This window comes from Ruegeria sp. BI11 (assembly GCF_056538005.1).
The window spans coordinates 230,497-243,792 of record NZ_JBQFSM010000006.1 but is presented as its reverse complement, the minus strand read 5'-3'; the positions used below and the strand labels follow the sequence as shown (position 1 = coordinate 243,792).

12 protein-coding genes are annotated in these 13,296 nt (G+C 59.4%); 5 read left to right on the top strand and 7 right to left on the bottom strand.

Annotated features, from left to right (window positions below; translation table 11 throughout):
* Nucleotides 1-38: 38 nt before the first annotated feature.
* Both ACR0DT_RS15050 and ACR0DT_RS15045 read left to right on the top strand, forming a co-directional pair.
* Nucleotides 39-734: an ABC transporter ATP-binding protein gene (locus ACR0DT_RS15050; RefSeq protein ID WP_480711535.1), complete on the top strand. Its 696-nt coding sequence runs from the start codon at nucleotides 39-41 to the stop codon at nucleotides 732-734.
* On the top strand, nucleotides 731-3,259 hold the full coding sequence (locus tag ACR0DT_RS15045) for an ABC transporter permease (RefSeq protein WP_480711534.1): 2,529 nt from the start codon (nucleotides 731-733) through the stop codon (nucleotides 3,257-3,259). Before ACR0DT_RS15050 ends, ACR0DT_RS15045 begins: the two co-directional genes overlap by 4 nt.
* Here ACR0DT_RS15045 and ACR0DT_RS15040 read toward each other — a convergent pair.
* Nucleotides 3,256-3,702, bottom strand: coding sequence for an RrF2 family transcriptional regulator (locus ACR0DT_RS15040; protein ID WP_480711533.1), 447 nt, complete (start codon nucleotides 3,700-3,702; stop codon nucleotides 3,256-3,258). The two genes, ACR0DT_RS15045 and ACR0DT_RS15040, sit on opposite strands and share 4 nt — an antisense overlap.
* A gap of 92 nt (nucleotides 3,703-3,794) precedes the next feature.
* Between ACR0DT_RS15040 and ACR0DT_RS15035 the strand changes: the two genes are divergently transcribed.
* The gene (locus tag ACR0DT_RS15035) at nucleotides 3,795-4,406 is read left to right on the top strand and encodes a gamma-glutamylcyclotransferase family protein (RefSeq protein ID WP_480711532.1); all 612 of its coding nucleotides are present in this window, start codon (nucleotides 3,795-3,797) and stop codon (nucleotides 4,404-4,406) included.
* 25 nt (nucleotides 4,407-4,431) lie between these two features.
* Here ACR0DT_RS15035 and gltX read toward each other — a convergent pair whose 3' ends face one another.
* The gene (gene gltX, locus ACR0DT_RS15030; RefSeq protein WP_480711531.1) at nucleotides 4,432-5,757 is read right to left on the bottom strand and encodes a glutamate--tRNA ligase; all 1,326 of its coding nucleotides are present in this window, start codon (nucleotides 5,755-5,757) and stop codon (nucleotides 4,432-4,434) included.
* A gap of 60 nt (nucleotides 5,758-5,817) precedes the next feature.
* The gene (locus ACR0DT_RS15025; RefSeq protein WP_480711530.1) at nucleotides 5,818-6,252 is read right to left on the bottom strand and encodes a DUF1801 domain-containing protein; all 435 of its coding nucleotides are present in this window, start codon (nucleotides 6,250-6,252) and stop codon (nucleotides 5,818-5,820) included.
* Nucleotides 6,253-6,368: 116 nt separating this feature from the next.
* Here ACR0DT_RS15025 and ACR0DT_RS15020 point away from each other — a divergent pair, with 116 nt between their 5' ends.
* Nucleotides 6,369-7,301 (top strand): MBL fold metallo-hydrolase, encoded by a 933-nt coding sequence (locus tag ACR0DT_RS15020; protein WP_480711529.1) that lies wholly within the window; start codon nucleotides 6,369-6,371, stop codon nucleotides 7,299-7,301.
* A 3-nt stretch (nucleotides 7,302-7,304) separates the two neighbouring features.
* On the opposite strand, the gene ACR0DT_RS15015 is transcribed toward ACR0DT_RS15020, so the two are convergent.
* From ACR0DT_RS15015 to ACR0DT_RS15005, 3 genes are all read right to left on the bottom strand, one after another.
* Nucleotides 7,305-8,633, bottom strand: coding sequence for an NAD(P)/FAD-dependent oxidoreductase (locus ACR0DT_RS15015; protein ID WP_480711528.1), 1,329 nt, complete (start codon nucleotides 8,631-8,633; stop codon nucleotides 7,305-7,307).
* A gap of 160 nt (nucleotides 8,634-8,793) precedes the next feature.
* Nucleotides 8,794-9,021, bottom strand: coding sequence for a hypothetical protein (locus ACR0DT_RS15010; protein WP_480711527.1), 228 nt, complete (start codon nucleotides 9,019-9,021; stop codon nucleotides 8,794-8,796).
* Nucleotides 9,022-9,332: 311 nt separating this feature from the next.
* The gene (locus ACR0DT_RS15005; RefSeq protein WP_480711526.1) at nucleotides 9,333-10,991 is read right to left on the bottom strand and encodes an NAD+ synthase; all 1,659 of its coding nucleotides are present in this window, start codon (nucleotides 10,989-10,991) and stop codon (nucleotides 9,333-9,335) included.
* 148 nt (nucleotides 10,992-11,139) lie between these two features.
* Between ACR0DT_RS15005 and ACR0DT_RS15000 the strand changes: the two genes are divergently transcribed.
* Complete coding sequence (locus tag ACR0DT_RS15000; RefSeq protein WP_480711525.1) at nucleotides 11,140-12,585, top strand: MORN repeat-containing protein; 1,446 nt, start codon at nucleotides 11,140-11,142, stop codon at nucleotides 12,583-12,585.
* 4 nt (nucleotides 12,586-12,589) lie between these two features.
* On the opposite strand, the gene ACR0DT_RS14995 is transcribed toward ACR0DT_RS15000, so the two are convergent.
* The gene (locus tag ACR0DT_RS14995; protein ID WP_480711524.1) at nucleotides 12,590-13,255 is read right to left on the bottom strand and encodes an SDR family NAD(P)-dependent oxidoreductase; all 666 of its coding nucleotides are present in this window, start codon (nucleotides 13,253-13,255) and stop codon (nucleotides 12,590-12,592) included.
* Nucleotides 13,256-13,296: the final 41 nt, after the last annotated feature.

Below are 13,296 nucleotides of genomic sequence, written 5' to 3'. Positions count from 1 at the left end.
TCCATATCCCAATTGACCGCCCCCGTTTGGAAAACCCTATGACGACACCTGTTCTTTCGCTACAAAATGCCGCTTTGTCGCTGGATGGCAATGCCGGGCGGGTGAATATCTTGCATGACATCACCCTGACCGTGACCAAAGGTGAGACTCTGGGGCTGGTGGGTCCCTCCGGATCTGGTAAGTCCTCGCTTCTGATGCTGATGGGCGGGCTGGAGCTGGCAACGGCTGGCAAAATCACCGCCCTTGGCCGTGATCTGACGGACATGGACGAAGACGCTTTGGCCCGGTTCCGGCGTGACACGATGGGGGTAGTGTTCCAGAACTTCCACCTGATCCCGACGATGACGGCTTTGGAAAACGTGGCTACGCCATTGGAACTGGCAGGACACAGGGATGCGTTCGACCGCGCCGAGGCCGAGCTGGAAGCGGTCGGCCTGTCCCATCGGCGCGATCATTATCCGGCGCAGTTGTCAGGGGGTGAGCAGCAACGGGTAGCGCTGGCTCGGGCATCGGCCCCGCGGCCTCAGATTCTGTTGGCAGATGAACCCACGGGAAATTTGGACGATGCAACCGGCGCGGCCATTGTCGACCTGTTGTTCGGCCTGCGTGACAAACACGGTGCAACGCTGGTTCTGGTCACGCACAGCCACAGTCTGGCGCGCAAATGCGACCGGGTTGTGCGGTTGCGGGACGGAACGATTGCCGAGGACGTTCAGCAAGAGGCCGCAGAATGAGCCTGCGGCTGGCTGGCCGCCTAGCGCGGCGCGAACTGCGCGGTGGCGTGCGCGGCTTTCGCGTGTTTCTGGCCTGTCTAGCACTTGGTGTCGCCGCCATCGCCGCTGTCGGGTCCGTGCGTCAGGCCATCCAAACAGGGTTGACCCAGGAAGGTGCCGCGCTGCTGGGTGGCGACGCCCAGCTGGAATTCACCTATCGGTTCGCCACTGAGGATGAGCTTGACTGGATGGAACAGACCTCAACGGTTGTTTCCGAGGTGGTCGACTTCCGCTCGATGGCCGTGGTCCGGCAAGAAGAGGGCACCCAGCGCGCGCTGACGCAAGTGAAATCAGTGGATGCAACCTATCCATTAGTAGGCACACCCGTGCTGGACCCTGATCGACCCCTGGCCACCGCTCTGGATGGTGCTCAGGACCTGCCCGGAGCGGTCATGGACCCGGTGCTGATTGATCGACTGGGTTTATCTGTCGGAGACCGTTTTGCCCTTGGCACGCAGGAGTTTGTCCTGACCGCCGCCCTGATCCACGAACCGGACGGGGCTGCCGACGGGTTCGGGTTGGGACCACGCACTCTGGTACGGACCAAAGACTTGCAGGCGTCGGGTCTGTTGGCGCCGGGAACGTTATTCTCCACCAAATATCGACTGACTTTGCCCCCGGATAGCGACTTGGCCACCTTGGCCGCCACGGCTCAGCAGAATTTTGACGGTACCGGCATGCGCTGGACTGACGCCCGAAATGGCGCCCCTGGGATTGCGGAATTTGTCACGCGCCTCAGCGCCTTTCTGGTTCTTGTGGGGCTCTCTGGTCTGGCAGTAGGCGGGATCGGGGTGTCTGCCGCCGTCAGGGCCTATCTGGGGCAAAAGACCGAAACCATCGCCACCCTGCGCACTTTGGGGGCGGATCGCGCGACGATCTTTCAAACCTATATGATCCAGATTGGTGTTTTGTCCGGCATCGGTATTGTTCTGGGCATCGCATTGGGCGGGCTGGTTCCCCTGCTGTTGGCCCCACTGATCGAGGCGCGCCTACCCATCCCGGCGGTTTTCTCGCTCTATATCCGCCCACTGGTCGAAGCGGCGCTGTATGGGGTTCTGACAGCATTCCTCTTCACCCTCTGGCCCCTCGCGCGAACAGAAGAGGTTCGTGCCGCGACCCTGTTCCGCGATGCGTTGTCTTCGGCTCGCGCCCTCCCTCGCGCGGGTTTCATTCTGGCAACCGGTATCGGGCTGGCCCTGCTGGTCGCATCAGCATCCTGGTTCAGTGATTCGGCCCACCTGACCCTCTGGACCGCCGCAGGGCTGGTCGGTGCGCTGCTTCTGCTGTCTCTGTCGGCCTTGCTGATCCGCAAATTGGCTCGTATCGGAACCACACCGGCACGCGGCCGCCCGGCCCTGCGATGGGCCCTGTCGGCCATCTCGGACCCGCGCGAAGGCGCTGCCTCAGTCGTGCTGTCCCTAGGGTTGGGGCTTTCGGTACTGGCCGCCGTCGGACAGATTGACGGTACCCTGCGCAACGCAATTGCGGGCAATCTACCGGACGTGGCACCATCCTATTTCTTCGTCGACATCCAGAAAGACCAGATGCCGGGTTTTACCGATCGGCTGGAATCTGACCCGGCTGTCACCCGAATTGAAAGCGCGCCAATGCTGCGGGGGATCATCACGCAGATCAATGGCCGTCCCGCTCGTGAAGTGGCCGGCGACCACTGGGTACTGGATGGCGACCGGGGCGTGACTTATTCCGGCGCTCCGCCACAAAACACCCGAGTCACGGCAGGTAATTGGTGGCCCGATGACCATTCTGGTCCGCCGCAGGTCAGTTTCGCGGCAGAAGAGGCTGAGGAAATGGGCCTGTCCTTAGGCGACGAGTTGACCGTGAACATCCTTGGCCGGGACATCACCGCCGAAATCACCTCTCTGCGCGAGGTTGATTTTTCGACCGCTGGTATCGGTTTCATCATGTCGATGAACCCCTCGGCGCTGGCCGGGGCTCCGCATAGCTTTATCGCCACCGTCTATGCCGAAGAACAGGCCGAGGCCGCCATTCTGCGTGATCTGGCCGAGCAATATCCCAACATCACCGCGATCCGTGTGCGTGACGCGATTGACCGTGTCGCAGGTTTGTTGGCCAGGCTGGCGGCGGCAACATCCTATGGCGCAGGTGTGTCCCTGCTGACGGGCTTTCTGGTCCTGATCGGAGCCGCCGCGGCGGGCGAAACCGCGCGCCGCTACGAATCCGCGATCCTCAAGACGTTAGGCGCGGACCGGCGGCGTATCCTGTTCAGTTTTGCCCTGCGTTCGATCCTGCTCGGGGCCGCAGCCGGAGTCGTCGCTCTGCTGACGGGAATTCTGGGAGGCTGGGCCGTCGCCACCTATATCTTTGACACCGGGTTCACGGTCATTTGGACTTCGGCCCTAGGCATTGTGCTGGCCGGAATCCTAGTGACACTGGGCGCGGGCCTTGTCTTTGCCCTGCGCCCATTGGCGGTACGTCCCGCCCGCATCCTGCGGACCACCGATTAACGAACGCAGGCCACCGGTTGCAGGATCTGCAACAGCCGGTCGTTGTCACAGACCAGCGCGTCCAGCGTAATATCGTCCAGCGAGGCGTAAAACGCTTCGGCCGCGTCTTGCAGGGCCACCCGTAACCGACAGGCATCGGTTAGTGGGCACGTGTTGTCGGCATCAGCAAAACACTCGGCAATTGGCACATTGCCCTCGACATGGCGGAAGACCGACCCGATGCGAATCTCATCAGCCGGGTGTGCCAACGCCATGCCGCCATTACGGCCCCGTTGCGTACTCAGGTAGTTCAGCTGGCTCAGTTGATTGATCACCTGCGCCAGATGATTTTCCGAGATATTGCACACATCGGCAATCTCAGCCTTGGTCACCAACCGATCCTGGTGTGCGGCGCAATACATCAACAAGCGCACCGCTATGTTCGTCCGTTTGGTAATCCGCATGATGGCCTCCCTAACTACAACATGCGTCCTTATTGCATGTCTGGGAAAAAAGCTGTTTGACATACATCAATTGCTTAAAAGGACTTGAGCCCGTGGCAGACCCCTATTTCTTTGGCTATGGCAGCCTTGTGAACCTTTCGACCCACGATTTTCCCGATCCGCATCCGGCGCGGTTAAAAGGATGGCGGCGGGCCTGGCGACATACGGACCTACGCCCGGTGGCCTTTTTGACTGCGATCCCGGACCCCGAGTGCGAGATCGAGGGGATGATCGCCCATGTCCCTAAAAACGACTGGGCGGCGCTGGATGAACGAGAATGGGCTTATGACCGAGTGCCTACCACACAGGCGGTCACGCATCCCCTGACCCATGACGTTGAAATTGCCGTCTATGCAGTGCCCCATGACCGTCACACCGAACCGAGTAACCATCACCCCTTACTACTCAGCTATATCGACGTGGTGGTGCAGGGCTACCTGCGCGCGTTCGGTCCAAACGGGGTTGATCGGTTTTTTGCAACCACTGACGGCTGGGGCGCACCTATTCTGAATGATCGCGCCGAACCTCGGTATCCGCGTCACCAGCAGTTAAAACCAGCCGAGATCGAAATGGTGGATGATCGCCTGCAACAGGTGTCTGCACAAATTCTGCAGCCTGGCCAACAAAATAAGGCAGACGGTCTGCCTGCCTCATTCGTGTTCTAGACTGATGAGTACTGGGTCGCTGCATTCACCCGCGCGCGCGGATCACCTGCAACAGCGGTAGCAGGGTTGCCATTTCCGGCCCCCGCTCCATCCCTGTCAGCGCCTTGCGCAGCGGCATGAATAGGCCTTTGCCTTTGCGGCCCGTGGTCTCTTTCACGGCCTTGGTCCAGGCGCCCCAGGTTTCACCGTCGAACGGACCCTCGGGCAGCAAGGCGACCGCCTCGGCGATGAACTCACGATCCTCATCTGCGATCAGAGGTTCAGCCCCGTCACGGCATAGCTCCCACCAGCCTTTCAGATCGGCCAGTGTGGTGATGTTTTCGCGCGCCATTGTCCAGAACGGCTCAGCCAGATCTGCCGGAACGCCTGCGTCGGCAACGGCGTCCGCAACGTCAGCCAGGGGCAGAGATTGCAGGTGTTTCGCGGTCAGCGGAAACAGGTCCTGCACGTCGAACTTGGTTGGCGCAGCCCCGAAACGGTTCACGTCAAAACCTTCGATCAATTCGGCCATGTCCGAACGCAGTTCAACCGGATCGGACGAACCCAGACGCGCCATCAGGCTCAGCAGAGCCATCGGCTGCACGCCTTGTTCACGCAGGTCGCGCAGGGCCAATGTGCCCAGACGCTTTGACAGTGCCTCACCCTGCGGACCGGTCAGCAGCGAGTGGTGCGCAAAACGCGGGCACGTGCCGCCCAGCGCCTTAATGATCTGAATTTGTGTCGCGGTGTTGGTTACGTGATCCGAGCCGCGCACCACATCCGTGACGCCCATCTCAGTATCGTCGACCACCGACGCGATCGTATAGAGAACCTGACCATCGCCCCGGATCAGCACCGGATCGGACACCGAAGCCGCATCGATTGAGATGTCGCCCAGAATGCCATCGGTCCACTCGATCCGCTCGTGATCCAGCTTGAACCGCCAGACGCCGTTGCCACGTTCAGCCCGCAGCGCCTCTTTCTCGGCATCCGACAGGTTCAGCGCGGCGCGGTCATAGACCGGCGGTTTGCCCATGTTCAGCTGTTTCTTGCGCTTGAGGTCCAGCTCGGTTGGTGTCTCGAACGCCTCATAGAAACGACCCATTTCGCGCAGCTTGTCGGCGGCCTCGGCATAGCGGTCCAGCCGGTCAGACTGACGCTCGACCCGGTCCCAATGCAGGCCCAACCATTCCAGATCCTGCTTGATGGCGTCGACATATTCTTCCTTCGACCGCTCAGGGTCGGTGTCGTCGATACGCAGGATAAACGTACCGCCTGCCTTGCGGGCGATCAGATAGTTCATCAGGGCGGTGCGCAGGTTGCCCACATGGATGAAACCGGTGGGCGACGGGGCAAAACGGGTGGTGGTCATGGAGTTCTCCTGTTGGCGCGGCTCATGTCACAGGATGCGCCATTTGTCCAGCAGAGCCGTTCAGGTCGGCTGCACCGGCCAGTGTCGATCAAGGTCTGCCAAACCGGCACGGATCAGCTCGGCCAGAACGTCCAGATCAATATCCGCCAGCTTGTTCACATAAAGACAGGATTTACCCAACTTGTGCTTGCCCAGACGCGACAGGATATCCCCGAAATCCGCATAACCGGGCATGATGTAAATCGACAGTGCGGACTTTCGCGGGGAAAACCCGGTGGCCAGAAAATCCCCCTCGCGCCCGGATTTATAGCGATAGTGATAGCGGCCATAACCCACGATCGATGGCCCCCACATGAGCGGCGCGAACCCCGTCACCTTGCGAAAAAGCCCATCCAGAACTTTCGCGTCCTCCGCCTTTCCCGGGGGCTGAACTCCGGCAAGAAAGCTATCAACACTCTGGCTCGTCGGGACGGTCTTGTTCTCAGATCGCGGCATAAACAAAAATTAACACGCAATATTCATCCACGCAGCCCATATCTTCGGGGTATAAACTGGCAAGAGAACGTCACCGACCTATTTCCATTAAGGGTGTTCTGACAGGGAGAACCATAATGACCATCAAACTCACACGCCGCGCGGCACTGGGATCCGCGGCCGCTTTGCCATTTGCAGCCGCCGCAACCCCGCTGTTGGCCGCAGGGTCCGAGACCAAGGCCAATTCGACCATCGCCAAATCTTTTACGCTGGGCGACTTCACCGTCACTACACTTTTGGACGGTAGCCTGCCCCGCGACGGTGCTAAAGATATCTTCGGTGGCGGTGCCTCGGACGAAGATTTTGCCAAGGTCTCGGCAGATAACTTCATCTCGCCGGATGTGGCGCAGTTCTTCTTCACCCCGACGCTGGTCAATACCGGGTCTGAACTGGTTCTGTTCGACACAGGTCTGGGTCAGGGCGGAATCCAGGCCGCACTGGCGGATGCGGGCGTAACGCCGGATCAGGTCAATGTTGTTGTCATTACCCATATGCACCCCGACCATATCGGCGGCATGACCACGAACGACGCGCCGACCTTCCCCAATGCGCGCTATGTCACCGCATCTCCGGAATATGATTTCTGGGCCGCGCAGGACGCGGGCAACCGCGTGGGCGATCTGGTAGCAGCAAAGGTGACACCGCTGGCCGAGAAGATGACCTTTGTCGAAGATGGGGGCGAGGTCGCGTCGGGCATCACCGCAGTTGCGGCCTATGGGCATACTCCGGGTCACACGGTTTATCATCTGGAAAGCAACGGTCAGCGTCTGGTGCTGACGGCGGATCTGGCCAATCACTACGTCTGGTCCTTTGCTCACCCCGAGTGGGAAGTGCGTTTTGACATGGACAAGGCTGCAGCCACCGCATCACGCCGCAACGTGCTGGGTATGCTGGCGGCCGACAAGGTGCCAATGATCGGCTATCATATGCCGTTCCCCGCGGCTGGCTTTGTCGAAACTCGCGGCGACGGGTTCCGCTTTGTCCCGGTCAGCTATCAGATGATGGGCTAAGCCCTAATATCCAGGGTCCGGCCGCACTCTTGAGCCATCCGTGAAACGGGACAGGCGAAAAGCGGCCGGATCGACGCATGGCGTGGTTTCGGCGACTAGATCGGCCATTAGACGGCCTGCCGCCGGGCCGATACCGAACCCATGGCCGGAAAACCCCGTCGCGATGTACATCCCTGCGATCTCCTCCACCTCCGAGATCACCGGCACCGCGTCCGGCGTCACGTCTATCATGCCCGCCCAGCTTTGAACGATCTCAGCCTGTTGCAACGCGGGAAACGCTTTACGTGCTTTGGACCACGCCCGTCGCAGCACTTTTGCCGAAGGCTCAGGGTCCAACACGCGGCACTTTTCGAATGGCGTCACATCGGTTGGCAGCCAGCTCTGGTCCTGCTGCGCCTCAGTGCGCCAGCGGCCGGATAACCGAAAACGCAATGACCGCCATTCCTGCGCAAATGCGGGCAAGAATTGACGCGCCATACGAAAACTGTCGGGCACGATATCGACTGTATTCTCGCGACCGGACGCAATTGTATACCCCCCATCCGCACGCTTACGCATGGCGAACTCATCCGCCCAAAGCGCCGTTTCAGGGCCCACGACTGGTGACGTGCGCAGAACCGTGTTCAAAACCTTGAGTTGTGGCAGATCAATCCCGGCATTCCTGGCAAACAGACGAGACCACGCACCACCCGCCAAAACCACATAGTCACACGCCACCCGGCCACGCTCGGTGAACACACCAGCAACACGGCCAGCCGAAACATCAACACTGCGCACAGCGCAATTGGTCATCAGCACCGCGCCCCGATCCCGTGCTGCCTCGGCGATGGCGGGGGCGGCCCATTGTGGCTCGGCCCGACCGTCCTGCGGCATATAGAGGGCGCAATCAAACTCTGTTTCACCGCTGGGCAGCAGCACGTTCAACTCAGCCCCGGCAACCAATTTCGCACCTGTCTGCAACCCGTCGACATGACGCAGCCAGCGTTCTAGGTTTCCGCTGCCGCGCTTACCCGATGCCCCAAAGAGGATGCCCGCACGGGTATAACCAGTCTTGCGGCCGGTCCGTTGATCCATCCCTTGCCACAGGTGCAGTGCTTCGACCATCAGTGGGATTTCACGAGGGTCGCGCATGCCCAAACGCACCCACCCCCAGTTACGAGAGCTTTGCTCGCCCGCGATCTGCCCCTTTTCACACAACAGAACCGACGCACCGCGTTCAGACAACTCCAACGCGGTCGATGCGCCGATTATACCGCCGCCAATGACAACAACATCTACGGATTTGGGCAGGTGCAAATCAGGTTCAACGGGGGTTGGTTTGGGACCGGGCATCAACCGCTCTTACTTCATGGCTCAGATCGCCATGAAGGCGCGGAGTGGGCGCGCAGGCAACATGCCATGTGCCGCACGGCCGATGATTTTCAAAAGCTGTGGCGATCACGCCAATAGGCGCGAGAATACTCACGCCAATCCGTTCGGAATTACCTGAAAATTAAGCTGCGCCGCGCAGCTCGGCCAGTTTCTGGCGTAGGGTCGCCCCCAACCCGCTGTCTTTCGCGTTGACCTCTTCATCCATCTCAGCCTGTTGGGGCAGTTCAGGAAAAACGGTCGGCGCTCTTTCGGATTTCGCCTCGGGCTCCTCAGGCTCTTCGTCGCGAAGAAGATCCGCAATTGCAGAATCCACCTTGGCCTCGTCCAGAACCCGAGCCTCGGATTCCATGGCTTTGTACCTTAAAGGCGGATGTAGCGGTTTGTCATATCTCTCATACATAATAACACCAACTCGTTAACTCAAACATCCAGCACCAGATACGACACAGTTCGAACTTTCGAAATAAGGTCGTACCGCCCCAGTTGGGGCGTGAATTAAGCTAAAATGTGTCAAAAACATGTCTAAATTTCAAGCCATCAGTTCTCTGATCGGCTGAAAAAATAAGATGTTATCCAAAATTTTGAAACAATATCCAATTGATCAGGCACACTGACGCCAACCGAGAAACACATCTTAGGCTTGAAAGATTGAGGAGCAGTTCAGCCCTTATCCCGCCAGCGATTCACAATCGGATAGCGGCGGTCCAACCAAAAGGCCCGATGCGTCAGGCGGGTTCCGGGGGCGGACTGAAAGCGTTTGTATTCGCTGATATAGATCAGATGCTCGACTCGGCGCGCGTCGGCCGCGTCAAATCCGGCAGCGACACAATCGTCGATCGACCCGTCGCGGTCGACCAGTATGTCCAAAATGGCGTCCAGAACCGGATAGTCGGGCAGGCTGTCGCTGTCCTTCTGGTCTTCGCGCAGCTCAGCGCTTGGGGGCTTGTCGATGACCGAAGGGCGAATTACTTCGCCGGCAGGCCCCATCATCCAGTCGCGGTGATTTGCATTGCGCCAGCGACAGGTCTCGAACACACGGGTTTTGTACAGATCCTTGATCGGATTATAGCCGCCGTTCATGTCGCCATAGATGGTGGCATAGCCCACCGCGACCTCGGATTTGTTGCCAGTGGTCAGTAGCATCTCGCCAAATTTGTTCGAAATCGCCATCAGCAACAGCCCACGCAGGCGGGACTGGATGTTCTCTTCGGTCAAGTCCGCCTCGCGCCCCGTGAACAGCGGTGCCAGCGTTTCGGTCACTGCCGCACGGCTGTCAGAAATCGGCACATAGTCATAGTCGACGCCCAGCGCCTTGGCGACCGCTTCGGCATCATCCAGCGACGCCTGGCTGGTATATTCCGATGGCAGCATCACGCAACGGACATTCTCGGCCCCGATGGCATCTACCGCAATGGCCGCGACCAAAGCGGAATCGACCCCGCCCGACAGACCCAGCAGCGCCTTATTGAAGCCGGTCTTGCCCATATAGTCGCGCAGGGATTGCACCATAGCGCGATAATCTTGCTCCCATACCTCGGGTTGCGGCACGATCTCGGCAGGTACGATGCGCCAGCCATCACCACCACGCTCCAGATCGATATGCGTCACGGCTTCGTCAAAGACAGGCATCCTAAACGCCAGCTCTCCACCCGGGTTCAGGCCAAATGTAGCCCCGTCGAACACCTGATCATCCTGACCGCCAACCATGTTCAGATAAATTAGCGGCAGGCCGGTTTCCACCACGCGCGCCACCATATGGTTCAAGCGCACGTCGTATTTGTTCCGGAAATAGGGTGAGCCGTTGGGGATCAGCAGGAACTCAGCCCCGGTTTCCTCAAGCGTTTCAGCCACGTCGGGATGCCAGCTGTCCTCGCAAATCGGGCTGCCGATGCGGGTGTTGCCAACCGCGTAGGGACCGCCCAGAGGCCCGGCATCGTACAGGCGCACTTCGTCGAACACGGTTTCATTGGGCAGGTGATGTTTCAGCGATTTGCTACTGATCCGCCCGCCCTTGAGGATTAGGTACGCATTGAAAAGATTGCCATCTTCCGCCCAGGGCCCACCAATCGCCATGGCGGGGCCATCGGCGCATTCTTTGGCCAAATCCTCAACCGCCGCCATCGCGGCCCGATGGAACGCAGGCTTCATTATCAGATCCTGCGTGTTGTATCCGGTGATAAACATTTCGGGAAAGGCCACCAGATCGGCCCCGGCCTCGCGCGCCTGCTGCCATGCAGTCAACGCCTTGGCCGCGTTGCCGTCGATATCCCCTACAGTGGGGTTGAGTTGCGCCAGAGTGATGCGGAAACGGTCGGCCATGGTGCCCTCTTGCCCTCGTCAGTCTTACAGCCATTTAGCAGATCATCGCGCAAGTGAAAGGCAAATGCGGCAAAACACGTTGCTCTGCCCCCAAGGGTACCTTAGTTTTGCGCAACAGGGATGAAATACCGGGCACGCAGGACCGATCATGAACGCTTTTCGCATTTCCATTGCCGCATCTGCAATCGCCCTGATTGCTGCAGGCGCCGCCGCGCAGGACGGTCAGGTAATTACCAAAGACGATGAAGTCGGCGGTGTTTATGAAGGCACGTTCCAAAATGGCCTACGCCACGGAACCGGCACATATCGTCTGCCCAATGGGTTCGAATACAGCGGAGAATGGGCCGAGGGTGAGATTCAGGGCAAGGGGATTGCCCGCTATGTCAACGGCTCAATCTATGAAGGGATGTTTGCCAAGGGCAAACCCGAGGGGCGCGGAAAGATCATCTATGCCGATGGTGGCAGTTATGACGGTGAATGGGCCGACGGCACGATCACTGGTGCGGGTGTCGCAGTCTATGCCAACGGCGCGCGCTTTGAAGGCAACTTTAAAAACGGCCGCTACCACGGCAAAGGCGTGATGACCGATCCCAGCGGGTATAGCTATGACGGGGAGTGGGTTGACGACGTCATAGACGGCAAGGGCAAGATCACCTATGCCGAGGGCGGCGTGTATGAGGGCGACGTAAAGGGCGGTCAGCGCCACGGTCAGGGCAGCCTGACCTTGCCCGACGGGATGACCTATGTCGGCGACTGGGCCGAAGACCGTATCACCGGAACCGGGCGCCTGTCCTACGTCAATGGCGACGTCTATGAAGGCACGCTGGCCGACGGCCGCCGCCAGGGCCAGGGTAAGGTGATCTATGCGAACGGCGATGTTTACGAAGGCAACTATGCCGATGACCTTCGCCATGGTCAGGGGACATATACCGGAACAGATGGCTACGTTTACACCGGCGAATGGACCGGTGGCCTGATCGAAGGGCTGGGCGAGGTGACTTATCCGGACGGGTCCATCTATGTGGGTGATTTCAGAGCTGATCTGGCCGAAGGCAAAGGTCGCATCACCTATACGGACGGCTCGACATATGATGGTGACTGGATTGCCGGAGTGATCGAAGGTCAAGGGGTTTCGACCTATCCCAATGGCACGGTCTACAGGGGTCAGTTCAAGAACGCCACGAACCATGGCAAAGGCATCCTGACCTCAGCCGACGGCTACAGCTATGACGGAGATTGGGTTGAGGGCCTGCGTCAGGGCAAGGGCTTGGCAACCTATCCCGATGGCACTACTTATTCCGGCGATTTCGACGCAGGCAAGCGCCATGGACAGGGTGAAATCGTTATGTCGAACGGATTCAGCTATTCTGGCCAGTGGACCAATGGAAAGATCACTGGCGACGGCATCGCTACATACCCAAGCGGTGACGTCTACGAAGGCAGCTTCGTCGACGCCAAACGTCAGGGCAACGGCACCATGCGCTATGCCAACGGCGAAGAGGAAACCGGTGTTTGGGAAAACGGCGCATTGACGACATCCAATGATACGCCTCCCGAGGCGAATGCTGCTGACACGGATGGCTCCGACGGCTGAGTCATCACCACGGGACGGGTTTTCCAGCCCAATCAAAGAAACCTCCGGTATTAGCCGGGGTTAAATTCCGTATAACTGTCAGCAAGTTCGTGGCGGCCTCGTCCGGCGAAACTGCGGGATGACGCCCAAGATATTTCCGGGTAAATTCGGTTTTCACTGTGCCAGGATGCAAGGCAACGCAGATTACCTGCTTATGTGTGCGGTGCAGCTCGATCGCACCCGTATGCACGATCTGGTTTACCGCAGCTTTTGACGCACGGTAGCTGACCCATCCACCCAGCCGATTGTCTCCGATTGACCCGACACGTGCCGAAAGCACAGCCAAAACCGCCCGACGATCAAGGGGCAGCAGACGCGACGAATGGCTCAAGACCAGCGCGGGTCCGACGGCATTAAGCGCGAACTGATCCATCATCGCCTGTGCTGAAATCTTGCGGAGTGTCTTTTCTGGCGCGGCACCGTTTATCTCCAGCGCACCCGAAGCGACAAGGATAAGATCGAAGGGGCCGGATAACTTGCCCATCACGCGGTGAACACCTTCGGGATCGGTCAGATCAAACCCGTCTGCCGATCGCGACAGAGTGGTCACCTCCACGCCTTGCCCGTTCAGGCACCGGCACACTGCCTGCCCGATCCCCCCGGATGCCCCGATGATCAATGCCGTTTTCATGGCAAACCACCTAGCTGTCCGGTCAGGCGGATCAATGCGGC